The 23,035-nt window shown below is 58.8% G+C and carries 20 protein-coding genes; 6 read left to right on the top strand and 14 right to left on the bottom strand.

The genetic code is table 11. The annotated features are described in order from the left end of the window. Position 1: 1 nt before the first annotated feature. Both purF and F4V58_RS01990 read right to left on the bottom strand, forming a co-directional pair. Positions 2–1,495 (bottom strand): amidophosphoribosyltransferase, encoded by a 1,494-nt coding sequence (purF, locus tag F4V58_RS01995; RefSeq protein ID WP_075732923.1) that lies wholly within the window; start codon positions 1,493–1,495, stop codon positions 2–4. Positions 1,496–1,541: 46 nt separating this feature from the next. Beyond that, the gene (locus F4V58_RS01990; RefSeq protein WP_075732921.1) at positions 1,542–1,913 is read right to left on the bottom strand and encodes a sterol carrier family protein; all 372 of its coding nucleotides are present in this window, start codon (positions 1,911–1,913) and stop codon (positions 1,542–1,544) included. A gap of 25 nt (positions 1,914–1,938) precedes the next feature. Between F4V58_RS01990 and F4V58_RS01985 the strand changes: the two genes are divergently transcribed. After that, positions 1,939–2,931 carry an acyl-CoA thioesterase gene (locus F4V58_RS01985; protein ID WP_075732919.1) on the top strand — a complete coding sequence of 331 codons (993 nt, stop codon included), beginning with the start codon at positions 1,939–1,941 and terminating at the stop codon, positions 2,929–2,931. Between the two features lie 109 nt (positions 2,932–3,040). On the opposite strand, the gene trhA is transcribed toward F4V58_RS01985, so the two are convergent. Beyond that, positions 3,041–3,733 carry a PAQR family membrane homeostasis protein TrhA gene (gene trhA, locus F4V58_RS01980; RefSeq protein ID WP_245803014.1) on the bottom strand — a complete coding sequence of 231 codons (693 nt, stop codon included), beginning with the start codon at positions 3,731–3,733 and terminating at the stop codon, positions 3,041–3,043. A gap of 322 nt (positions 3,734–4,055) precedes the next feature. Between trhA and F4V58_RS01975 the strand changes: the two genes are divergently transcribed. Continuing rightward, positions 4,056–5,093, top strand: a complete 1,038-nt coding sequence (locus tag F4V58_RS01975) for an alpha/beta hydrolase (RefSeq protein ID WP_084559645.1) — start codon at positions 4,056–4,058, stop codon at positions 5,091–5,093. Between the two features lie 292 nt (positions 5,094–5,385). Here the strand turns inward: F4V58_RS01975 and purL are convergent, their stop codons facing one another. Genes purL through purS form a run of 3 tightly spaced genes read right to left on the bottom strand, consistent with a single transcriptional unit; the run spans position 5,386 to position 8,565 of the window. Continuing rightward, positions 5,386–7,650 carry a phosphoribosylformylglycinamidine synthase subunit PurL gene (gene purL / locus F4V58_RS01970; protein ID WP_075732917.1) on the bottom strand — a complete coding sequence of 755 codons (2,265 nt, stop codon included), beginning with the start codon at positions 7,648–7,650 and terminating at the stop codon, positions 5,386–5,388. A 3-nt stretch (positions 7,651–7,653) separates the two neighbouring features. Further along, positions 7,654–8,331 carry a phosphoribosylformylglycinamidine synthase subunit PurQ gene (gene purQ / locus F4V58_RS01965; protein ID WP_075732915.1) on the bottom strand — a complete coding sequence of 226 codons (678 nt, stop codon included), beginning with the start codon at positions 8,329–8,331 and terminating at the stop codon, positions 7,654–7,656. Beyond that, complete coding sequence (gene purS / locus F4V58_RS01960; RefSeq protein ID WP_075732913.1) at positions 8,332–8,565, bottom strand: phosphoribosylformylglycinamidine synthase subunit PurS; 234 nt, start codon at positions 8,563–8,565, stop codon at positions 8,332–8,334. Positions 8,566–8,683: 118 nt separating this feature from the next. On the opposite strand from purS, the gene F4V58_RS01955 reads away from it, so the two are divergent. Next, the gene (locus F4V58_RS01955; protein ID WP_150385674.1) at positions 8,684–12,037 is read left to right on the top strand and encodes an ExeM/NucH family extracellular endonuclease; all 3,354 of its coding nucleotides are present in this window, start codon (positions 8,684–8,686) and stop codon (positions 12,035–12,037) included. Between the two features lie 90 nt (positions 12,038–12,127). Here the strand turns inward: F4V58_RS01955 and F4V58_RS01950 are convergent, their stop codons facing one another. The 6 genes from F4V58_RS01950 to F4V58_RS01925 all read right to left on the bottom strand — a co-directional run bounded on the left by F4V58_RS01950 (position 12,128) and on the right by F4V58_RS01925 (position 17,863). After that, on the bottom strand, positions 12,128–12,463 hold the full coding sequence (locus tag F4V58_RS01950; protein ID WP_075732909.1) for an SdpI family protein: 336 nt from the start codon (positions 12,461–12,463) through the stop codon (positions 12,128–12,130). 554 nt (positions 12,464–13,017) lie between these two features. Next, positions 13,018–13,695: a DUF2334 domain-containing protein gene (locus F4V58_RS01945; RefSeq protein WP_075732907.1), complete on the bottom strand. Its 678-nt coding sequence runs from the start codon at positions 13,693–13,695 to the stop codon at positions 13,018–13,020. A gap of 41 nt (positions 13,696–13,736) precedes the next feature. After that, a complete protein-coding gene (locus tag F4V58_RS01940; RefSeq protein ID WP_075732905.1) occupies positions 13,737–15,845 on the bottom strand; it encodes a S9 family peptidase in 2,109 nt (702 codons plus the stop codon). A gap of 39 nt (positions 15,846–15,884) precedes the next feature. Continuing rightward, positions 15,885–16,028, bottom strand: coding sequence for a hypothetical protein (locus F4V58_RS13130; protein WP_483862412.1), 144 nt, complete (start codon positions 16,026–16,028; stop codon positions 15,885–15,887). A 450-nt stretch (positions 16,029–16,478) separates the two neighbouring features. Continuing rightward, complete coding sequence (locus F4V58_RS01930) at positions 16,479–16,994, bottom strand: helix-turn-helix domain-containing protein (protein WP_075732903.1); 516 nt, start codon at positions 16,992–16,994, stop codon at positions 16,479–16,481. A 104-nt stretch (positions 16,995–17,098) separates the two neighbouring features. Next, positions 17,099–17,863 (bottom strand): type IV toxin-antitoxin system AbiEi family antitoxin domain-containing protein, encoded by a 765-nt coding sequence (locus F4V58_RS01925; protein ID WP_169833296.1) that lies wholly within the window; start codon positions 17,861–17,863, stop codon positions 17,099–17,101. 550 nt (positions 17,864–18,413) lie between these two features. Between F4V58_RS01925 and F4V58_RS01920 the strand changes: the two genes are divergently transcribed. From F4V58_RS01920 to F4V58_RS01910, 3 genes are read left to right on the top strand one after another with little or no spacing between them, the layout of a single operon-like run. After that, positions 18,414–19,676, top strand: a complete 1,263-nt coding sequence (locus tag F4V58_RS01920; RefSeq protein ID WP_075732899.1) for a S1 family peptidase — start codon at positions 18,414–18,416, stop codon at positions 19,674–19,676. Between the two features lie 9 nt (positions 19,677–19,685). After that, entirely contained in the window at positions 19,686–20,183 is a 498-nt protein-coding gene (locus tag F4V58_RS01915) for a GNAT family N-acetyltransferase (RefSeq protein WP_075732897.1), read from the top strand. A gap of 33 nt (positions 20,184–20,216) precedes the next feature. Continuing rightward, entirely contained in the window at positions 20,217–20,810 is a 594-nt protein-coding gene (locus tag F4V58_RS01910; RefSeq protein ID WP_075732895.1) for an exonuclease domain-containing protein, read from the top strand. A 135-nt stretch (positions 20,811–20,945) separates the two neighbouring features. Here the strand turns inward: F4V58_RS01910 and F4V58_RS01905 are convergent, their stop codons facing one another. Next, a complete protein-coding gene (locus F4V58_RS01905; protein ID WP_211362709.1) occupies positions 20,946–22,148 on the bottom strand; it encodes a hypothetical protein in 1,203 nt (400 codons plus the stop codon). A 47-nt stretch (positions 22,149–22,195) separates the two neighbouring features. Next, complete coding sequence (locus F4V58_RS01900) at positions 22,196–23,035, bottom strand: phosphotransferase (RefSeq protein ID WP_075732891.1); 840 nt, start codon at positions 23,033–23,035, stop codon at positions 22,196–22,198.

Here is a 23,035-nt window from a genome sequence, read left to right as displayed (position 1 = left end):
TTTAGGAGTCGACGCTGAGCAGCTTCTTTACTGCCTCAGCATGGGGATTGCCGGCCGGTAGGCCAAGTGGATATTTGCCGTCAAAGCAAGCTGCGCACAGCTCGTTCCGAGGTTGATGGGTGGACTCTATCATCTCTTCAGTAGTGACAAAGCCCAAGGAGTCCGCACCGATTGCCTCCCGGATGACCTCCGCCATGATCTCTGGGTCCTCGGAGTCCGTGATGTTGGCAATCAGTTCAGCTGGTGAGGCGAAATCAATGCCGTAAAAACACGGCCATTTCACCGGCGGGGAGGCAATGCGAACGTGTACCTCAGCGGCACCCGCCTCCCGCAGCATGCGGATGAGCGCGCGCTGGGTGTTGCCGCGCACAATGGAGTCATCCACAACCACTAGCTTCTTGCCCTCAATCACCTCACGCAACGGGTTGAGTTTGAGGCGAATGCCCAGCTGCCGCAGGGTTTGCGTGGGTTGGATGAAGGTGCGGCCCACGTAGGCGTTTTTGACCAACCCGTGGCCAAACGGGATGCCGGATTCCCGGGCGTAGCCCACCGCCGCCGGGTTGCCGGATTCTGGAACAGGGATGACCATATCTGCACCCTCAGCCGGCCACATGCGGGCCAGACGCTTGCCAATGTCCACGCGCGCGGCGTTGACAGAACGGCCCTTGATGGTGGAGTCCGGGCGCGCCAAATAGACGTACTCAAACACGCAGCCGTTGCGGTTTTCTTCCTGGAAACGCGCCGAACGGACCCCGGCTTCATCAATAGCCACAATCTCACCGGGCTCAATTTCCCTGATGAACTGCGCGCCCACGATATCAAGGGCGCACGTTTCTGAGGCCACCACCCAGCCCTTGGGCAAACGACCCAAACACAGCGGACGCACGCCGTGCACATCACGCGCGGCGTAGAGAGTATGACCGTCAGTGAAAGTCAGGCTGAAAGCTCCCTTGACCTTGGGCAAGAGCGCGCGGGCGGACTCAAAAATGGTGGTGTCTTCCCCCACGCCGTCCGCCAGCAGCAAAGACAGGCACATGGAGTCAGAGACCGTCTCATTTCCTGACTTCACCAAACCACGCTTCATGGTTTCATCACGCAGCTCTAGGTAGTTAACCAAGTTGCCATTATGGCCCAGCGCGATATCCACGCCGTTGGGGGAGGTAGTGAGCATGGGCTGGACATTGGCCCATTCCTTGCCACCGGCCGTGGAATAGCGGGTATGCCCCACTCCCACGTTGCCCTGCAAGGAGTTCAAGGTGGATTCATCAAAGATATTGGCCACCAGGCCCATATCTTTAAAAACTAAGATTCTGTCTTCATCCCCCACCGCAATTCCGGCGGCCTCCTGGCCGCGGTGCTGGAGGGCAAATAGCCCAAAGTAGGTAAGTTTAGAAACTTCCTCACCGGGGGCCCATATACCAAATACACCACATTCATCTTGTGGAGCATTCTCACCATGATCATCTAGGTTACTGACTTCAGTCGCGCAGTTCACGCCCCCATAATAACTGCAAAAGCCCTAGAAAACTAAACGGCAAACCCTAAACCACGGGCACCCACTGAGCAATTTCGGACGCACGCGCGCCGGAGGCGTCTACTTGGCCCGCCACGGTGGCATCAGCAAAGCTTACCTGCCCCAACGCCAACTTGAGCCACGTCAGCGGATCCGTCTCCACCACATTGGGCGGCGTACCGCGCGTGTGCCGCGGACCATCTATGCACTGCACGGCCACAAACGGGGGCACCCGCAACTCCACACTATGCCCCGGCGCGTCATGGGCCACCGCCCGCGCCGTGAGCCGCACCGCCTGCGCTACCTGCGCCCGGGGTGGGGTGGGCCCATGCCCTTCCACCCAGTCGCGGACCTCCGCCACCGCCACACGCAGCTCCTCCGGATCATATTTCTTTGCCATAGCCCCAGATTCTATACTTGAACGCATGCCCCATACAGAAAAATCCCCGTCCATCACGCTGCGCTTTATGGCCTCCCCAACCGACATTACTATTGCCGGCGCGCAGGGAATTGGCGGCGGACGCGTCCTCGAATGGATAGATAAAGCCGCCTACGCCTGCGCCGCCCAGTGGTCCGGCGCCTACTGCGTGACCGCGTATGTGGGACACATTCACTTCACCCGCCCTATCCCCTCCGGGCACATTGTGGAGGTCCGCTCCCGCATAGCCCTTACTGGCCGCAGCTCGATGCACATCATCAACGAAGTCCGTTCTGCTGACCCCCGGGAAGGCGTGTTCACCCGCGCTTGCGACTGCCTGGTCATCTTCGTGGCCAAGGACCCCTCCACTAACAAACCCACCCAGGTTCCTCGCTTTGAACCTGCCACGGACGAAGAACGCCGCGTTATGGAGACCGCCAAATCCCGGATTGAACTGCGTCAGGCCATCGAGGCGGAGATGGATAAACAGACTTACAACGGCCCTTCCGATGCCCCCCGCATGATCCACCGCTTCCTTGCCAAACCCACGGACGTGAACTGGGGCGGAAAAGTCCACGGCGGTACGGCCATGGAGTGGATTGATGAAGCCGGTACGGCGTGTACCACCGAGTGGTCAGCGCAGCACACCGTGGCGGTCTACGCCGGCGGAATTCGTTTTTATAAGCCCATCTCCATCGGCGACCTCATTGAGGTTGACGCGCGTATGATGCGCACTGACAAGCGCAGCATGCAGATGAGCGTGCACGTGCGCTCCGGAGCGCCAGTGGACGGCCGCAGCCAGCTGGAAACCGCTATCCACGCTACCGTGACCTACATGGCTATGGACCAAGACTGGAACCCGGTGATGGCGCGGCAATTCACTCCGCAAACCCCGGAGGATAAGCGGCTTGCCGAGCACGCCACCATTCTGCGCGAGCTGCGCGGTAAGTACTCCCCGCAACCTTTGGTGGCACCGCTCAACGTCCAACACATCGACTAACGCGCACGCCGGCTAGTACGCACACCAGCCAGCTCGCGCACCGACTAGCCCCGCACACCAGCTAGCCCGTGCACCGACTAGCCCGCGCACCAGATGGAGGGCAGACCAACTAGCGCGCCACCACTATCCACATGGCCACCAAATGAATGGCTGCCGCTACTACCGTGGCGGCGTGGAAATGCTCGTGATAGCCAAACCACCGGGCGTTGCGGCCGGGCCACTTAAACCCGTACACCAGCGCCCCCAGGGAATAAATGACCCCGCCGGCAAACAGCAGCCACACCACTCCGGCTCCCGCGTGGGACCAGACTTGGGGAATCAGGGGGATGATAAGCCACCCCAAAGAAAGATAGACCACCACGTCCAGCGCCCGCGGGTGCTCAATCCACGCTAGGTTCAGCACCGCCGCCGCGGCCGCGCCCACCCACGCTATCAGCAGCATCCACCAGGCATCCGGGGTCACAATTAGCAGCATGGGCGTGTACGTGGCGGCAATAAATACTGCGATAACGGCGTGGTCCGCCCGGCGCCACCACGCCACCGTAGCCGGGGACCGCCACGGGATAAGGTGATAAGCAGCCGAAACCCCGAACAAAACCACCAACCCCAGGCAATAAACGTTCACTCCTAGGGCCTGCCACCACGCCAGTGTCATCCAGGAAAAGGTGGCCAGCACCGTGGCAACTATCAGCGATAGCAGCGCCGCGCCCGCATGCAACCAGCCACGCACCAGCGGGCGCGGCCCCCTGTCCGCCACTAAGAGCGTCTTTTCAATCACGGTTTCTGGGCGCTTTTCTACCACCGGGGCTCCTTTCACTAAAGTTGGGCGGGGCTTGGTGGCCCAGTTACCCCTGGCCGCAGGCCCCGGGGTCATCCGGCACACGGGCGGTCTGCACAGTGCTCCCCGTGATGGCGGAAGTTCAACCACCCTGCCAGCTGCACACAATCGCGGCCAGCGCGGCCAACCTATGCATCAAGCCACCTACGCATCAAGCCTACGTACCCGGCCTGCGCAACCGGCCTGCGCACCTAACCTACGCTGGCGTAAGCTTAGCAGGTGCGGGCTGCGGATGTTTTAGAGGTTTAATAGCCCGCCCGGCAACCAAACACGATAAGATCTAGCTATGGTTTTTTCTTCTCCCCTCAAGATCGCTCTTGCTCTCAGCGCCTGCTTGCTCACCACCCCGGCGGTGGCCAACGCCCAACTTTCCAGCCACCTTCCCGGAAAAGTCGCAGAAACCCTGGCCAACAACCCGCAGCCGTGGTTGGGAAACAACGCCTTCATCGTGGAAAAGACCCACGTCCACGCTAACCACTGGCGCGTGCGCGTGTGGTCGCCTGCCAACCGCGCCATAATTGAAAATAACGTCCTAGTCCCCGAAAATGCTCCGGGCCCGCGCCCCAGCTTCTACCTGCTTCCAGGAATTGAGGGCGGGCAACAAGGCCTCAACTGGCTGGTCAGTACTGACGTCAAACCCTGGTTTGCTCGAAAAAACGTCAACGTTGTCATGCCGCTGGGTGGACCGTATTCCCTGTACACCGACTGGAGCTCCCCTGACCCAATTCTTGGTGTCAACAGGTGGAGTACCTACGTTGGACGCGAACTTCCACCGCTTATTGACGCGGCTTTTGGCGGAACTGGGGTAGATGCCGTAGCGGGGCTTTCTTCCACCGGTGCCGCCGCCTTAAACATCGCTGCGCACAATTCAGCACGTTTCCGCGCCGCTGCTTCCTACTCTGGATGCCCAATGCAGTCTAGTCCTCTAGGCGCGACGGTAGCCTCAGCCATGATGTCCTCCGGCGGTGGCAGTTCCATGAACGCTTGGGGCCTGCCGGGCGGTCCCGCCTGGCGCAACAATGACCCCGCGTCCAACTTGCACCTCCTGCGCGACGTTGAGGTTTTCACTGCTTCCGCCTCCGGAATTCCCGGCGGCCCGGACATTGGTTCCCAGTCCTTGAAGTCAGCTATTGGCCCCCAGCTGGTTGAGCGGGTATCCAACATGTGTACCGCTGACTTTGTCCGCTCCGCCCGCCAGGCGGGAGTTCGCGTCAACCATTACTACTCTCCGCTGGGTGCGCACACCTTCGGGCTTTTTGCCCATGAGATGAAGGTCAGCTGGGCCCAAACTATCGCCCGCACGATTGGCGCCCGCGATCTTTAAAGATCACCACATGTCCGTCCATTGGTAGATAAGTCCTAAACCAGGCGTCGCCAGAGATTATCTACCAACGAACGACACTGTCCCGGCGCAAACTGGAAAGAGGTACAGGCGTCGCCAGAGATTTTCTACCAACGAACGACACCGTCCCGGCGCAAACTGGAAAGAGGTACAGGCGTCGCCGGAGGTTATCTACCAACCAACGTCACCGGGCACCGGCTGAGCTAACAACAATGGGCCGTACAACCGCGAAGGCCGGCCCCAAGCAAGGGGGCCGGCCGGTCAGAGGTGCGCTTTACTCCACTACGGAGTTAGCGCCCACCGCGTGACCAAAAAGGTCGGGCAGCGTGGCGGACCAGGCGGCAACCAGGTCAGCCACGGCCACGGTCTGGCCACCGAAGGTGAAGTTGCCGGAGTCATTGACCGCGCCCACGCGTACAGCCGGTACACCGCATTCAGCGGCGCGGGCCAGCACGGCGTCCACACGCTCAGCGTCACAAGCTACGAGCGCGCGGGAGGCGGACTCGGAGAAGGCCGCCACGAAGTCATCCGCGTGGACGGCGGACAAGTCCAGGTCCACTCCCAGCCCGGCGCGCTTTACCATCTCAAACGCGGCCACTGCTAGGCCGCCCTCGGACAGGTCGTGCGCAGCCAAGACGTCTTCAGCACCGCTAAAGAAGTCCACCAGGCGCTTTTCATTGGCCAGGTCCACCTTGGGCGGCAGGCCGCCCAGCTCACCAGTGGAGACTTGCTGCCAGATGGAACCGCCAAACTCATCCATGGTCTCACCCAACAAGATGAGCTCCGCGGGCTTGGAGACGCTGTGGCCGATGGACTTGGAGACGTCATCGAATACGCCCAGCACGCCCACCACGGGAGTGGGCAGGATGGGCTCATCACCGGTCTGGTTGTAGAAGGACACGTTGCCGCCGGAGACGGGAATACCCAGCTCCACGGCGCCGTCGGCCAGGCCGTGCACGGACTCGCGGAACTGCCACATCACGTCCGGGTTTTCCGGGGAGCCGTAGTTCAGGCAGTTGGTGATAGCCACCGGGGTGGCGCCGGTGACGGCCACGTTGCGGTAGGCCTCCGCCAGGGCCAGGCGTGCGCCGGTGTTGGGTTCGAGCTTGGTGTAGCGGCCAGAGGCGTCAGCGGACACCGCCACGCCGCGCCCGGTTTCCTCATCAATGCGCAGCACGCCGGAGTCGGAGTGGCTGGCTTGCACGGTGTTGCCGCGCACGTAGCGGTCGTATTGGTTGGTGATGAAATCACGGGAGCACAGTGCGGGGGAGGCAACCAGCTTGGTGAGGGCCTCACCCAGCGGTGCGGTGGGCACGCCGGTGAATTTCTGCAGCTCGTCTTGCCACTCAGGCCGGGCGTAGGGGCGGTTGTATTCCGGGGCCTCATCAGCGATGGTTGACGGCGGCGCGTCCACCACTACTTCACCCTGATGGCGGATGATAAGGCGGGTGCCGTCGGTGACCTCACCGATTTCGGCGCAGGTGACGTCCCAGTGGGCGCAGATTTCTAGGAACTTGTCCACGTTCTCCGGGGCCACCACGGCGCACATGCGCTCTTGGGATTCGGAGGCCAGGATTTCCGCGGCGGTCATGTTTTCTGCGCGCAGCGGTACGGCGTCCAAATTGATTTCCATGCCACCATCTCCCGATGCCGCCAGTTCAGAGGTCGCACAGGCCAAGCCCGCGCCGCCCAAGTCCTGGATGCCCACGACCACGCCGGCGTGGTAGAGGTCCAGGCAGCACTCAATGAGGACCTTCTCCGCGAAGGGGTCGCCTACCTGCACTGCGGGCAGTTTGCGCTCCGCTCCGTCTTCGAAGGTGTCGGACGCCAGTACGGACACCCCGCCAATCCCGTCTAGTCCGGTGCGGGAGCCGAACAAGATAACCTTGTTGCCCTTGCCAGAGGCAAAGGCCAGCTTGAGGTCATCCACCCGCAGAGTGCCCACGCACAGGGCGTTGACCAGCGGGTTGCCGGCATAGGAGTCATCAAAAACGGTTTCCCCGCCAATGTTGGGCAGGCCCAGGCAGTTGCCGTAGTGGGAAATGCCATCCACGACGCCGGGCAGGACGCGCTTGGTGTCGGGGGCATCGGCAGCGCCGAAGCGCAGCTGGTCCATCACGGCGATGGGGCGTGCGCCCATGGCCATGATGTCGCGGACAATTCCGCCTACGCCGGTGGCTGCACCCTGGTGCGGCTCCACGTAGGAGGGGTGGTTGTGGGACTCCACGCGGAAGGTCACCGCGTTGCCGTCTCCGATGTCTACCACGCCGGCGTTTTCACCAATACCGGCTAGGATCTTCTCACCCATCTCCGCGGTCATGGTCTCACCGAAGTAGCGCAGGTGCGTCTTGGAGGACTTGTACGAGCAGTGCTCGGACCACATGACGGAGTACATGGTCAGCTCCGCGTCGGTGGGGCGGCGGCCCAGGATGTCTTTGATGCGGGCGTACTCATCGTCTTTGAGCCCCAGCTCGCGGTAGGGCTGCGCCTGCTCCGGGCTAGAGGTTGCTTGCTCAACGGTGTCGTTATGAACGGTCACGGGTTAAGCTCCTTTGGTAATAGCGTTGATGGCGGAGACAAAAAGACCCAGACCATCCGTGGACGGCCCGGTGAGGGTCTCTACGGCGTGCTCTGGGTGCGGCATGAGTCCAACCACGCGGCCGGTCTCATTGGTGATTCCGGCAATGTCGTTGACGGAGCCGTTGAAGTTATCCGTATAGCGGAAGACCACGCGGCCTTCTTCCTCCAGCTGCTTCACTGTTTCAGCGCTGGCCTGGAAGCGGCCCTCCCCGTGCTTAGCCGGAACCAGGATCTTGGAACCGGACTCAAACTCGGTGGTCCACGCCGTGTTGGCGTTATCCACGGTCAGGAAAGTGTCCACGCAGTGGAAGTGCAGGCCCTTGTTGCGGGTCAGCGCGCCCGGCAGCAGGCCGGCTTCAGTCAGAATCTGGAAGCCGTTGCAAATGCCCAGGACGGGCATTCCTTTGCCGGCGGCGTCAATCACGGCGCGCATGACTGGCGCCAGCGCAGAAATTGCGCCGGTGCGCAGGTAGTCCCCGTAAGAAAACCCGCCGGGTACTACTACGGCGTCAACGTTTTTCAAGTCTTCATCCGCGTGCCACAGGCTCACGGCTTCCGCACCAGCCAGACGCACCGCACGCGCGGCGTCTACGTCATCCAAGGTGCCGGGAAAGGTAATGACACCAATCTTTGCACTCACTTAGGAGACCTCCACGGTAAAGTCCTCGATAACGGTGTTGGCAAGCAAGGTCTCTGCAACTTTGTGCAGGTCTTCCTTGGATACCGAGTCATCTACTTCGATTTCAAAACGCTTTCCCTGACGGACGTCATTGACCCCGGAAACACCAATTCGACCCAGCGCGCGGACAACTGCTTGTCCCTGCGGGTCCAGGATTTCTGCCTTGGGCATGACATTGACAACAACACGAGCCATGATTTTTCTGCCTTACTGTGCGTAGCTACAAATGCCTGCTCAGTCTATCGCGATTGGGGAGCGAAAACCTATCCAGCTAAACTTTTAAGCATCCAACCCCAACCCTTGGAGGCTAACCATGTCCCCTCAGCGCCTAGGTATCTTGAGCATTGCCGCGCTAGTTACGTCCTTGACAACCCCTACCGCCTACGCCGCCCCTGCAGGTGACAGCATTGTCATCAACGAGGTCCACGGCGGCGGCGGAAACTCCGGGGCGCTCTACGACTCTGACTTCATTGAGCTTTATAACCCCACGGATAAGCCTTTATCCCTAGCCGGGACCAACATTGCTTATTACGACAAGCAGGGAGCGCTCAAGGAATCCAAGCGGCTGCCGCGCGTGGACATCGCGCCGCAGGGCTACTTCCTCATTAAAGGCGCCACCGGCTCCGGCGGTGAGAAGGGCCTGCCCCCGGCCGACTATGACGCCGGCTTCAGCCTGGCGGCGTCCTATGGATCGGTGACCTTAAGCTCCGAGGAGGCGGGGATAATAGACAAGGTGGGCTACGGCGCGTCCGGGCTTTTTGAATCCCGCCCCGCCACCGGCCACAGCAACGCCAAGTCTGTGAGCCGTACAAACGGCCAGGACACTGACAACAACGCCGCAGACTTCCAGGCTGGTGACCCCACCCCACAAAACGCCACCGGCAACTACCCTGACCTGCTGCCGGCGTATCAGGTGATTACGCCCATCGCGGATATCCAGGGCACGGAGATGGAGTCCACCATGCAGGGCCAGGAGGTCAACACCGAGGGCGTAGTCACCGGCGTGTGGAAGGAGGGCGGCTTTGACGGTTTCACCATCCAGACCGCCGGCACCGGCACTGCGCCCCATGCCGCCGATGCCCCCTCGCACGGCATTTTCATCTCCGTCCCGGCCGGCACGGACTACCCCGAGCTTGGCCAGTCCGTCAAGGTCACTGGAACCGTGCGGGAGAAGTACGAGGACACCCAGATCCGCGCGAAGTCCATTGAGGTTATCGAAGACCTTGCCCCGGTTACTCCGCTGAAAATTGATGAGCTACCCATGGGCGACAAGGCGCGGGAGGCCTACGAGAACATGCTCATCCAACCCGGCGTGCACACCGTGACCGACCACTACGATCTCCACGTCAATGGCACGGTGGGGCTCAACGGCGGGACTAAGCCGCTCTATGCGCCCACCGAGCACCACCTGCCCTCCCACGATGATAACTCCCCCACCCAGAGGCTCTTGCGTGAGAACCCGCAGCGGATTATCTACCTAGACGACGGCCGCACCGGGGACTACACCGCAGGCGACAAGGACACCCCGGTCCCTTACCTCTCCCAGGACGGCGGCCAGACCATTAAGACCCTGCGGCTTACCGACCAGGTGAGGTTCCAGCAACCTGTGCTGCTGCGCTATGCCTACGGGCACTGGACGCTCCAGCCGCAAGCGCCGGTGACCGGCAACTCTACAAGCAGCGAGCTGCCAATCAGCTGGGAGGTATCCCGCCCGCAGGCGCCGGAGATGGACAGCGAATACACCATCGGCGCGTTCAACGTGCTGAACTACTTCATCTCCTTGGGCACCGAATACGGTGATAGCGCCAGCACAGATAAGGACGGCAACCCCATCAAGGTCAAGGAAGGCACCACCCGCGGCGCCTGGAACGAGGAGAACTTCAAGCGCCAGCAGGCCAAGATTGTCTCCGCTATCAACCAGCTGAACACGGACATCGTGACGCTGGTGGAGGTAGAAAACACCTACGCCGTCACCGGGGATCTCAACCGCCGCGACGACGCCCTGGCTCACCTGACGGAGGAGCTCAACAAGGCCGGCGGCAACTGGAAGTTTGTCCCCTCCCCCGCCAACGTGCCCGTGAAGGGTGACGTGGTGCGCACCGCGTTTATCTACAACCCGGACAAGTTCACCCCTGTGGGCGAGTCCCGGATTTACAAGCACGACGCCTTCTACCGCTCCGCCCGTGAGCCCATGGCCCAGGAGTTCGCCTCCGTCACAGATCCTAACGCCGAGCACATCGTGGTCGTGGCCAACCACTTCAAGTCCAAGGGCTACGTCAAAGCCGGCGGTGAGGACCGCCATGACGGCCAGGGCAACAACGCCATCTTCCGCGATGAACAGTCCCGCGCTGTCTTGGAATTCGTGGACGCGCAGACCGACTGGGCGGACAAGCCCATCTTCCTCATGGGTGACTTCAACGCCAATACGCACGAAAACGCGCTGAACATCTTCCGCGACGCCGGCTACTCCGTGCCCGCTGAGAACTACGACACCAGTACCTCATTCATGTACGACGGCCGGCTGGGCACCCTGGATCACCTCATTGTCAATGAACAGGCCGCCGGCAAAATCTCCGACGTCCAGGTCTGGGACATCAACGCCGATGAGCCCCGCGCTTTTGAGTACTCCGAATACAACCAGAACGTAGTCAACTTCTACGACCAGTCCCCGTACCGCTCCTCTGACCACGATCCCCTCAAAGTTGGGTTTCACCTTAAAGACGACGTCTTTTCGGAGTTTAGGAAAAGCACCCACGCAACCGAAAACGACATCGTGTCCATTCCACTGCCTACCGCTCTCCGCGGGGAAATGGCTAATGTGGTCGACTCTGATTTTGTTGCTATCGATGATCTGCCTGGCGGCCTTTCTTATGATTCGGCGTCGGAGAACCTAAAGCCGCTGGGTTACAAGGACGGCCACTTCCACTTCAAAATTCTGGACGTTAAACCCGAGGGCGAAAAATTAGCCGTAAGCATTAAGCAGAATAGCCCTGAACGCACGGCGTCCACGCTCACGGTCATGGCCGCGGACTCACCTCGTATCGTAGACCGCTTCGAAACGACCGATGACGGCCACCTCTGGGTTTTCTACACCAACGGCACCTCCCAGGATCTGGGCAACGTGGTTGGCCCACAAGGCCCACAAGGCAACACCGGACCCGCAGGACCACAAGGCCCACAAGGCAACACCGGACCCGCAGGACCACAAGGCCCACAAGGCAACACCGGACCCGCAGGACCACAAGGCCCACAAGGAGCGCCAGGGGGAGGAATCACCAAGGTTCAGACCAACGGCGCTGGTCATCTCCTCATTACGTTAAGCGACGGCACTGTCAAAGATCTAGGGCCGCTGTCACAGCTTCAAGGCCAAGACGGTAAAGCCGGTCAGGATGGCCGCGACGGCCACGACGGACGCGGTATAGCTTCAATCAACTCCGCAGCCGACGGCCGCTGGGAAATTCATTACACCGACGGAACAACGGAAGTGGTGGAAGCCCCTTCGCGCGGAGAAACGGGAAGCTCGGATTCCTCGCAATGGTGGATTCCCGCCACCGTTGTAGCCGCCATCATTACCATTGCGACGCTGCTCCTATCCGCCCTCCAGCTACCCGGAGTTGGACCGCTGTTCCAGCGGATTTACGACCATCTGCCGCTACACATCCGTTAAAACGGCAGGGGCCTGGCGGCCCAGGGTGGCCCGCCAGGCAGTGTGGAAGGAGCGCGCGGGTCAAACAGCCTGCAGCTCCCAAAGGAAAGCCTATTTCACTGCCGAATTGGCTTTTTGAGAGCCGATCAAAACCAGGAGCAACATCACAGTGACCACCGGCAGGCCAACCCAAGCGAGAAGGGATTCCTGGGCAAACAAGCAGAAGACGCCACCTGCGAAAAGTGGGATACTGCTTGCTATCAAATAGGGTGCTGCGGCTTTGTGGCCTTCGATCCAGCCCTCGTCGCTGGCCAGAAGAGCTGGGGTCCGAATGCCGATCCACATGTTTCTGCGCAGGGCACCTTGTCGGGCCTTAATTCCGGACCACAACATGATTGCTCCCGCCAGGAGCAAAGTTACGGCCATAATTATTGAATAAGCGGTCATCTGAGTGCCTTTCCAAACTGGGGAGGGCCTTGTGACCAGGCCCGCTGGTTCCCACCTAGAGCCCACAGTACAGCGATTCCTTTATGAATGTTGCTGTTTAGCAGGATCAGACAATGGCGAAAAGCACTAGGGAGAGCACCGGATACCAGCGCAGATGAAGGGCCAGATGACAGTGCCGATGGGCAAGCATCACCCATCGGCACCCGGTCTACTCCCGTAGAAAAGCGGGCGAACATGGCACTTGCGTGCCACATTGTCTAGGCCAAGGAAATTTATTTCCTAACCTCTTTCAAGATCTGCTTCGTATCCTTTCGGATCTCAAGCAATATTTGCGCGCCTTTGAAAGCCACGAAAATGATGAGAACAGGAATGATTAAAGTGATCGCTATGACGAGGAATTCCATGATACCGATTGTTTTCTCCTTACTTCATGGCCCGAAAGACCAAAACTTCGCCTAGGGCCCAATGACACCCACGGCCTGGTTACCGGCATTCTAATGGGCATCGTTTCCACTGTCCAGGGGGTAAAAGCTCCCCCTGTCAGAGAGGAATACCTAGAAAAACGCCGTGTAATCAGCCGGGCGGGCACCGGCGCCGGCTGCGCTATCGACCGCCTTGAGGAAGTCGCGCATGACCTTGTCCTCGTGCAGCGTCCGGGCGGAGACGGACAACCGCACGGTATTACCGCGCTGCGCGGAGCGCCCGGCAGCTTTGATGATGTTGCGACGCCACCACTTGGCCGAGCCAAAGCCCTCACCGTAGGAAAGGTTCCGGGTTTGGTGCAAACGGCCCGAATCCAGCTGGTGAATGCCGTTGGTGGAGGCCGCCAGCCGGAAATCGAATTCCGGTAAGACCTCCAGCGCCCCGGGCGACATGCGCCACCGCGGCGGCGCGAAGATACCGGTAACAAACCCCAGCTGGGCCATCTGGCGGGTGGCCCCGGCCAACCGGAGCTTGGCCTCATGAGGCGGCAGATTGGCAAACTCCGCACGCCGGCCCTGGGCGGCTTGGTCGAACCCGTTGAGGATAAGCGCCCGGCCAGAGTCTTGCTGCTCCCGCAGCCAGGCCATAGTCCCGGGGTCTTTAGCTAGATGCCACGAACCATCAATGTGCGGTGCCACCAACAGCGACACCGGCACGCCCCGGCTGTCTAATTCCGCAACCAGCCGGGCGGCACCTTCCCGAGTGCCGGCAAAGATACTTGAGACCGAAACCAGGAGCAGACCGCGCATACTGGGAATTATCGCACAGCCTGCCCGGTTTCGCGCGGCAACTATTCCGTCGCGCCGGTGGCCTTGTTGATGGTCCAGGCGAACTCGAAGGCGTTCTGGCGCCACTTCGCGTAGCGCCCGGAGACGCCGCCGTGGCCGGCAGCCATTTCCGTCTTGAGCAAGAACTCACCCGAGGAAGCGGTATCCCGCAGCTTGGCAATCCACTTGGCCGGCTCCACGTACAGCACGCGGGTGTCATTGAGCGAGGTCAGCGCCAAGATGTCCGGGTAGTCCTGAGCCGCCACGTTCTCGTACGGAGAGTACGACAACATGTAGTCATAGACCTCCGGGTCATGGTACGGATCCCCCCACTCCTCCCACTCGGGGATGGTCAGCGGCAGCTCCGGCTTCAAAATAGAGGTCAGCGGGTCCACAAACGGCACATTCGCCTGGATGCCCACAAACCTATCCGGCGCCATGTTGGCCACCGCGCCCATGAGCAAGCCACCGGCGGAACCGCCCTCAGCCACCAACGTCTTAGGCGTGGTCACGCGGCGGGCAATCAAGTCATCAGCAACCGCAATGAAGTCGGTGAACGTGTTTTTCTTATTGAGCATCTTGCCTTCGTCGTACCACGACCGGCCCATCTCCCCACCGCCGCGCACGTGCGCGATGGCATAGATCATGCCGCGGTCCATCAGGGACAGGCGGAAGACGGAGAAGTACGGGTCAATGCTCATCTCATAGGAGCCGTAGGCATACAGCAGCGCCGGGTTGGGCTTGGTACGGTCCAGGTCCGCGCGGTGGATAACAGACACCGGGATGCGCGCGCCGTCTTCTGCTTCAGCCCACATGCGGTAGGCCACATAATCATCCTTGTTGTAGCCGCCGGGGATTTCCTGGGATTTCAACAGCGTGTATTCGCCAGTAGCCACGCGGTAATCAAACAGCTGACCCGGCTCGATGAAGGAGGTGTAGCTCACGCGCAGCACCGGCGCGTCCCACTCCGGGTTGCCACCAATAGCCACGGTGTAGAGCTCCTCTTTAAAGGTCAGCTCATCAAACGCGCCCCATCCTGCGCGCACGTCCATGATCGCAGCTCTGCCGATGCCCCCGCGCCGGTAACCCACCGCAATATGGTCACGGTAGGTATCCACGCCCTCAATACGCACCGTGTCACTGTGCGCCATCAGGACGTTAAGCTCCCGTAGGGGCTTTAAGTCACCGACCTCGCAGTAGCCCACCTCAAAGTTCGGGCCGGTGGCGTTGTGGGTGACCACCCAATAGTCCTTGCCACCCACCACGGCGTGGTCCACGTCGTAATCCACGCCCGTCTCGCGCTGCCACAGTAACTTCGGGGCGGCATCGGGAGTATCTGCTTCAATGACCCAGGCCTCACTGGTGAGCTTGGAACCAAGGCCGATGAACACGTACTTATCGCTGCGCGCTTTTCCTACACCAACGTTGAAGTGCTCGTCTTTTTCCTCAAAAACCAGCACGTCCTGGTCCTGCGCGGTGCCCAACTGGTGGCGCCAGACCTTATCCGCGCGCCACGCGTCATCAACCGTGGTGTAGAAGATGTACTCATCCCCAATCCAGGTAGCGCCGTAATGAATGCCGTCCAGGCGGTCTTCCAGCAGCTCCCCGGTCTGGAGGTCCTTGACAAACAGCGTGAACCGCTCATCGCCCGCAGTGTCTTGCGAATAGGCCAACAAGCGGCCAGATTCAGACACCGTGGACGCGCCCAAAGAGAAAAACTCATGGCCCTCTGCCAGCTCATTGACGTCCAGCAGGACCTGCTCGCCTGCCGGTGCGCCCTCCTCCGGAATGACCGGCGGGGTCCACGGATCCTGGCCATCTTCCACCGGCAAACGGCAGGAAATGCCGTAGTTCTTGCCCTCGATGGAACGGCCGTAGTACCAGTAGTCACCCCGGCGCGTGGGCACGGACATATCCGTTTCCTTCACACGCGACTTCACCTCTTGGAAAATGTTTTCCGTCAGGGTCTCCAGTTGCTTAGTCTTAGACTCCGTGTAGGCGTTTTCCGCGTTCAGGTAATCCAGCGTCTCCGGGGACTGCTTATCCCGCAGCCACTCGTAGTTATCCACGAAGCTGCGTCCGTGGAACTCGCGGGTCATAGGGTGCTTAGGCGCAATAGGAAAGTTAGTCATAAGCGCTAATTCTACCGGCTTGGTTTCTTGGCCGGCGATCTACGCAGGTGGCGGCAGATCCCGCAACCGCCACATCTGAGTGCGTGCTTCCACTACAAACTGATGAAGTTGACATTTTTCTAATAGATCGAGCAAGTCGGAAGTCCCGATGCCTGGGTTTTCGTAATCCTGTGCCTGCTGCATAAGTATTCTCATCACTCGCGTTGGAGCTAGATCGAGCTGATGAAGAAGAAACTCGTCTGGGGTCTGCGTATCTAGGCCAAAATGCCTTAAGCAAGAGGGAGGAAAATCTTTTTCGTTCGCAGTGACAATAATGTCTGCTCTGCCCTTGATAGCTGCGGCCACAACGTGGCGATCGTCGGTGTCAGGAAGATCAATAGCGCAGAGCAATCTTTCCCAACCAGTTACCTCCGCGTCACTGAAAGCAGAGTTCAGAGTTCAGAGTTCATTGCCTCTACTCGGCGATGCGCCTTGCCATCTTTTGCCATCTCTGGGTGAATAAACTCCAGTGCTCTCACTGTTTCTTCGATGATCTGCGGGCTCCATAAGGGACTGAACAAGCCTCCCTCCGCCAACCATCTGTCTGCGCAATCGGAACTAACACGCAGGCATCTAGGAGAGCACTGAAGCGGGTCACTGCTGACTCTCCAAGCGGGCACGCTTGACTGCTTGGTTAACGGCCTCCATGTCGTATTCGTATGCAAGCAGACTTTCCCCGCCGACTTCTTCCGCCATCTCTTTGAGGGTCTCTCGACGACGCTGATTCACCGATTCCTGGTAGGAAAGCACATCCTGGAGCCGGAGCTTACGGTGCTTTCCCCCGGCCGTGCGTTCAAAAGGGATTTCCCCATTCTCCACAAGTTTTACGAGCGTAGGCCTGCTAATGCCAAGAAAGTCTGCAGCTTCCTGCGTCGTTAGCTTTTGATCGACGGGGGCTACCACGATCGATTTTCCTTGGAGCGCGGCATCAGCAACTTGCTGCAGGAGTTCATAAACCGCAAGAGGAAGCGGAACTGTTTGACCGTCAGGACCAACCAGCGCGGCCTCCGCGCTGTGAACTCCATTTTTGAGAAAGTTCCCCAAATCGAGCATGCCCTGGACATCCGAGGGCGTCAGGACCGTGCGCTCTGCCTTACGTGTCTTTGCCATGGGGTCAAGACTACCAAGACCACACGGACAAAACGAAAATTTCGAAAGATTCACATTTTCATCTACCTCTTGAAACCCTTACCACCCACTGTGATTCAAGGGGATTAAATTCCACTGCAAGCACATTTCTCAGGCCGTTTCTGCAAATACTCTCTGTGAGATTCAGCCAGGGCTGCCAACACGTCAGATGCCGCATTCCCCCTCAGCACCGCGTCCTCCAAGTCTTCAGTAGCACCCGCCTCCGCGAGGGCGGAATCAATGAGCTCACTCCCTGATTTAAAGCCGTAGCTAGATGCAACAGCATTCAGCCTTCTCCGGAAAGCAACAAAGCCGACCCCTTGCTTTTCTAAGGCTTCCACAACATACCGAGCCAAATAATTAAACTCAATTTTTTGTTCCGCTAGATCCAGCACGGTCCGCTCAACTGAGGTCACGGGCAGCCCGTCCACATTTACGACGTCACTGTCCGGCAACAACCGGTGGGTGTAAATCCGAATATCCGCTTGGCTACTTTGCTTGCGTTCCTCCGCGGAAAAGGTGAACTGCTGCGAAATCAAGTCACCGATTCCATGCACTTCTGCCGCTGACTCATGTGACACAACGAGTTTGTTGGATTGCTGCCAACGTTCATCCAAAAATTTTTCAGGTACCAAAGAAATCCAAGCGACCTTCAAATCTGATTGCGAGTCACTAGAGAAGGACGGCAACAAGTAGACACCACGACGAGCTCGGGTCAAATACTCCCGCTTTACCAGACGGCTAAGCCACAAACGAGAGATTCCCTCGCGTTCAGCCTGCTTCGCAGTGATGACTCCCCACTGGTCGGCCGCCAAGATTTCCAGCGAAGCAAGGACGTCTATAGCCTCCACTGGCACCACCCCTCCTCTTTGCCTGTATCAACCCGGAGGATACAAGTGAAGTATCCGGCGTGCAACCCTTGGCCCAAGTTGGCTGGGTCAATTTCCATCACACCGGCAGCACGCAATAGTGCCCAAATTGGGGGGCTGCGGAAAAATCACCGACTCTAAGGAGCTGCGACTGCCATTGCCAGAATACTGAGCGGGAACAAAAATTAGCCATAACCACTGATAAACGCGGATTTCTCCACGCCGAGGGGATACCGGCCGGCCCGCCTAGCGCTCTTGACCCCTTGCCTGACGGCGACTGTGTCATATTAATGATCAAACAGCCCACTGGCCGGGGTCGGCGTGATTATCAGCTTCTTCCTGGCGCCGCCTGTTGCCACCGCCATCACGGCCATCTTCTGGCTAATCACTTCCATCACACCTAAGTTGCGGCAGCAGCAGGATCCCGGGGCCAACTCCCCACGGGCCTAGAGGAGCGCTTTTCTCATTTCCCCAGCGCACCGGCTAAGATTTCCCCGTCATTCTTGGTTACTCACCGAAAGCGCTAACCCCAATGTTTAAAAAGGCACTTGCCGCCGTTACCGCCTCCGCACTACTGTGTGGCACCGCCACTCCCGCACATGCCATTGTGGGCGGCCACGAGGTTACAGACACTGACCCGTGGGCCCGCAACGTTGTCCAGCTGGGCGCGTGTACGGGAACAATCATTGCCCCGCACTGGGTGCTTACCGCCGAGCACTGCTCCCCCGCGCCGGCCCACCAACCGCACATTGACCACGGGCTAAACCGTCCGCACTCGCAGACCGGCTCCAAGCGCTACAACACCGACCGCAAGCTCAAAGCCCCTTCCGGGGACATTCTGCTGTTGCACACTGTGCAGGCCATGGACACTGAAGCCTTCCCAGAGATTTATTCCGGGACACCTAAGTTCCGCGACCGCGGGGTAGTCTACGGCTGGGGCGGCGGCACGGAATACCGTCTCAAATACGCCGATGCCGCCTTCAGTCAACTTCACTCTTCCTCCACCACGCACGGCGGCAACGTTGTGGAAATGCAATACCTGGACGGCGCCCAAGCCCGGCGCGGCGACTCCGGCGGCCCGCTATTCATTGACGGAAAACTCGCTGGCGTCACGTCCTCCACGCTTCACGCCGGGCGCATTCTGGTGGACTTCGCGGAGCTGACCCCGCACGCCGAGTGGATTGCCCAAACCATCTCCCCGCCTAACACCGCTGCCCCAGTGCCGGAGCAGCCTGCGGAACCCGCTGCGCCGTCTTCGCCTTCTGAGTCTTCTGCACCCGAAACGCAGCCAGAGCATCCAGAGCATCCCTCACCGGTAGCACCAGAGCCGGAAACCAAAGATAAACCCGCACCGGAACAACCTCAGTCCATGGCACCGCCACAGCAGCAAGATGAGCTTCAACCACCTAAAGAACCACGTCTGCCCTCCCCGCCAGATAAACAACAGCCTGCCGAACCATCCGAACCTCCTACGCCCCCAAAACAGCAGCCTTCTAAGCCTTCCGTGCCTTCCGCACCCAAAGAACAGCCAGCGCTGCCTTCCCGGCCAGCGCCGGAGAAAGCGCAACCAGAACAGCCCTCCCGGCCAGCGCCCAAGCCACAACTTCTTCCAAGCGCGGCTCCAAAACCAGCGCCAGCTCCCGGCCAGCCACCAAAGCCGCAACCGGAGAAATCCCAGGGCCTGACAATGGGCCTAACAACGGACCAGATCGTGGGGATTATCCTAGGCGCGCTGCTAGGTGGCCTGGGTCTGCTTTCGGGCATCGGTGCCTTTTTGGCAAGGTTTCTGCGATAAAATTAAGCCATGCTGATTAAACCCACCGCCGAATTGCACGACTCCTTCCTGGCCGCCCACCAGGAGTGGAGCGAGGAGCACCAAGACGGCAGTGGCGTTGAGCATGCGCGCGATATCCAAGACCCGGAGGCGTTCCGGGAGTGGATTGCTGCGCTCGAGCGCCAAGAGACCGTGCCGCTAAAAAAGGGCTACGTGACGTGTAGCTATTACTGGCTAGTCGAAGACCGTGAGTTCCTGGGGGCTATCGCGCTGCGCCACGAGCTCAACGACTACCTGCTAAACTTCGGCGGCCACGTGGGATATTCGATTCGGCCTTCGGAGCGCGGGCGCGGGCTGGCCACGCAAGCCCTGCGCGAACTCCTGCCACTGGCGGAGCAACGCGGCCTAGACCGGATCCTACTGACCTGCGACGTGGAGAACTACGGATCGCAGAAGGTCATCGAACGCTGTGGCGGCAAACTTGAAGACGTGCGCGCTAAGACCATGCGTTACTGGATTGACCTTTAAGCACCCCGGACTAGAATTTTTAGAAGGAACGCCATGAAAGAATTTGTCGCGATTGATTTTGAGACCGCTAACGGAAAAAGGGCATCAGCGTGTTCGGTGGGTATGGCCGCCTTTGACGCCAACGGCCAGGTCAGCGCCACCTACTACCAGCTGCTGCGCCCCCACCCCAGCGTGGACTACTTCCAGGCCAGAAACACCGGTATTCACGGCATCACAGCTGCCGATGTCGCCGGCTCCCCGTACTGGTCAGACATCCGCCCCGCGGTCTTGGATTTCATAGGCGACCGCGTGCTGGTAGCACACAACATGGCCTTCGACGGCTCGGTGCTCAATAGCCTCGCACTGGCATACGGCCACGAAAACCTAATCAACCCGCGCATGTGCACGCTGAAAATTGCCCGCGCCAAGCTGTGCGAGCTACCCAAACACCGGCTCAACCTGGTCTTTGACCACTACTTTCCCGGTGAGAAGCTGGACCACCACCTAGCTTCAGCCGACGCGGAGGCCTGCGGCCGGATATTCGCGCGCATGCAAACTGACTACGCCTACGAAGACCTAGAAGTCTGCGGAACCCAATCGCCCACCCCCGGATCCAGGGCTAGGCAGGAACCGCGCTACTTCTTCTAAACTGCCACATAGGTCGAGTAGTCGCGCCCAAAACCTGACTCGCGACTCAGGCCATAGGAAAATCCCGAGAGTGCAAAGTCTAAGACGTAGAGGTGGTCTTAAGGGTCGAGGGTTTAAAATTGCCCCTAAACGATCCTATTCTAAGTTAGACCGAGGGTCACCACCGTACTCTGAGTTAAGTCTTCTCCGGTCTAAATGGTAGAAAAGCCCATGCAATGCGAATATGATAATGGTTCCTAACAACAGCGTCAAATAAAACTTCCAATAAAATAGAACATTGATAAAGAAATGATCTGGGTCGGGCTGACTACCCTCGAGACTGAAGTAGCCAAAAATGATACTGAAGGGTATAGCGATGGTGGAGGCCGCTGAAACTGAGATGACCCATCTCCGATTACGGGAGGACTTCTCAGACTCTTCCATAGCCCGAATCTGATCCGCGCGAGCTGAAACCATCGAATTCACCCGGCTGAGGATTCTGGCAGCTCGATCGCGATCCGATTGGATCTCCAAGACTCCATAAAGAGCTCTATGAAAATCTGCGGGTCGTAGTGAGGGGATTACAGTAAACAGATTGACACCCGCATCAGCAGAGAGAATCAGTAGGTTTTCCAACTCCACGATTTCGGACAAATATCTCAGTAATCTATGCCGATCTGCTGAAAGACTCCGGTACTTCGGTAGAAACGAATCAACATCCTTCAACAACGCCAGCGCCCGGACATGGGTGCGCCTTAAACCGCTTTCTGCGCCTACCGCCATGATGGCAGATAGTAGCGCAATATTCTCGACATAATCCTGGTGGCCCCATAGCAAAGCGACCAGTGGCCCCAAGGCTGCACCCGTATTTTCCCGACGATTCAACTCCGGGGGATATATAAGGTTTATAAACTCTGGAGAAGCATCAAGATTAGCCCGGTAAATAATACGTTGCTGGAAATCAAAATCGGGCACCTCTAAGCTTTGCGGAAGGAAAACGAGACAATACTTAGTCCGAACCGCATCAGATAATCCTTCTTTTCCGTAAGCAGCGAAGGCTAATTCCTCGCGCTCGAATATAAAGTTAATTATTTCTACCACTTCGTTAAGAGGTGTCGAGGCATCTATGTCCGCTGTATAAAGCAGCACTGGTACTCCGTTAGTGGAGCTTCTCCACAGTGACACACTCTCTCGATAACTGACTCCTTTATTATTGACACTGCGTGTTTCGAACGGTGTCTGTTGAGGTAAGATCGTCGGATTGTTTGCCACGTAGCGCGCTAACCGCCCGAACTTAATGTCCGGCGGATTGAAGCTTTCGTCATCAGCAGGGATATCTCCCTCCAAAATTTCAATCAACAACGATATTCGTATCGCACGCCTGTTTTGGAAATCCTCAATGGGAACTAGATGGCTTTCCACTGGGTGTCCTGATCCGTTCCGTCAATTCTTCGCACAAGTTCTCTCTGTTGTTCTTCTCCTTCGCCCCATACCGAGGCCAACCAAGCAAGCATCGTCGTCTCCCGGACGCGTACGGCTGTTTCAACCCATTCCCATTCCATAAGTTCATACCAACGCCCACCGATAATCCGCCGATAAAGCTCCTTGTTTCCCATCCGGACACTAGCGGTAAGTGAGGGTACATAATCGTACTGCCAGGGCCCGTAACACAAATCATCTAGGTCTATAAGAACTACCTGGCCGTCGAATTCCACCGCATTTCCTAGGTGGGCATCCCCATGAAGAAGCACGCTCCCATCCATCACCATCTCACGACAGGACGTTTGTAGCTCTTCCGCCCGGGTAGCGATAATTTCGACGAAACGTTCTGGCACCCCAGCCAGGGCTGCTTTCCTTAACCTCCCGGCAACCGGGGACAAGGGATCAATTCGTTCTATAGCACCGGGAACTGGACACTGGTGGAGCGCCTCAAGCGCATCTCCGAATTCTTCCACTCTGTTGGAGATATCAGCACCTCGAGGCCAAAATGTAGCGGTCCAACCAGAGTACTCAGCAACTCTCATCTCCGCGGGCTTGAGCACGGGAGCTCGGTTGGACAACTCAGCGACGATGTTCAAATTAGCCTGAACCTCTTTGAAAGGCTTTTGACTAACTCGGGCGACGAGATCCAGTCGCGGGAGAAGATAGATAAAATTACTTCCGCTTCGAAGAAGGTCGTAGCGAGACTCTGAAGCTAGGCCAACTGTACGCAGGAGACCATCTAATATTTCTTTTGTGAGGCTCAT

Origin of the sequence: Corynebacterium phocae, from assembly GCF_008693075.1 — a bacterium.
GTDB classification, from domain to species: domain Bacteria; phylum Actinomycetota; class Actinomycetes; order Mycobacteriales; family Mycobacteriaceae; genus Corynebacterium; species Corynebacterium phocae.
This window is presented reverse-complemented; position numbering and strand designations above follow the sequence as displayed.

Bases quoted from the DNA above. Each gene is read 5' to 3' on its own strand.
- F4V58_RS01990 (WP_075732921.1), bottom strand. From the start codon at position 1,913: ATGGCAAAGAAATATGATCCGGAGGAGCTGCGTGTGGCGGTGGCGGAG.
- F4V58_RS01985 (WP_075732919.1), top strand. From the start codon at position 1,939: ATGCCCCATACAGAAAAATCCCCGTCCATCACGCTGCGCTTTATGGCC.
- F4V58_RS01975 (WP_084559645.1), top strand. From the start codon at position 4,056: ATGGTTTTTTCTTCTCCCCTCAAGATCGCTCTTGCTCTCAGCGCCTGC.
- purS (WP_075732913.1), bottom strand. From the start codon at position 8,565: ATGGCTCGTGTTGTTGTCAATGTCATGCCCAAGGCAGAAATCCTGGAC.
- F4V58_RS01955 (WP_150385674.1), top strand. From the start codon at position 8,684: ATGTCCCCTCAGCGCCTAGGTATCTTGAGCATTGCCGCGCTAGTTACG.
- F4V58_RS01950 (WP_075732909.1), bottom strand. From the start codon at position 12,463: ATGACCGCTTATTCAATAATTATGGCCGTAACTTTGCTCCTGGCGGGA.
- F4V58_RS01945 (WP_075732907.1), bottom strand. From the start codon at position 13,695: ATGCGCGGTCTGCTCCTGGTTTCGGTCTCAAGTATCTTTGCCGGCACT.
- F4V58_RS01940 (WP_075732905.1), bottom strand. From the start codon at position 15,845: ATGACTAACTTTCCTATTGCGCCTAAGCACCCTATGACCCGCGAGTTC.
- F4V58_RS13130 (WP_483862412.1), bottom strand. From the start codon at position 16,028: ATGCAGCAGGCACAGGATTACGAAAACCCAGGCATCGGGACTTCCGAC.
- F4V58_RS01930 (WP_075732903.1), bottom strand. From the start codon at position 16,994: ATGGCAAAGACACGTAAGGCAGAGCGCACGGTCCTGACGCCCTCGGAT.
- F4V58_RS01920 (WP_075732899.1), top strand. From the start codon at position 18,414: ATGTTTAAAAAGGCACTTGCCGCCGTTACCGCCTCCGCACTACTGTGT.
- F4V58_RS01915 (WP_075732897.1), top strand. From the start codon at position 19,686: ATGCTGATTAAACCCACCGCCGAATTGCACGACTCCTTCCTGGCCGCC.
- F4V58_RS01910 (WP_075732895.1), top strand. From the start codon at position 20,217: ATGAAAGAATTTGTCGCGATTGATTTTGAGACCGCTAACGGAAAAAGG.
- F4V58_RS01900 (WP_075732891.1), bottom strand. From the start codon at position 23,035: ATGAGCCTCACAAAAGAAATATTAGATGGTCTCCTGCGTACAGTTGGC.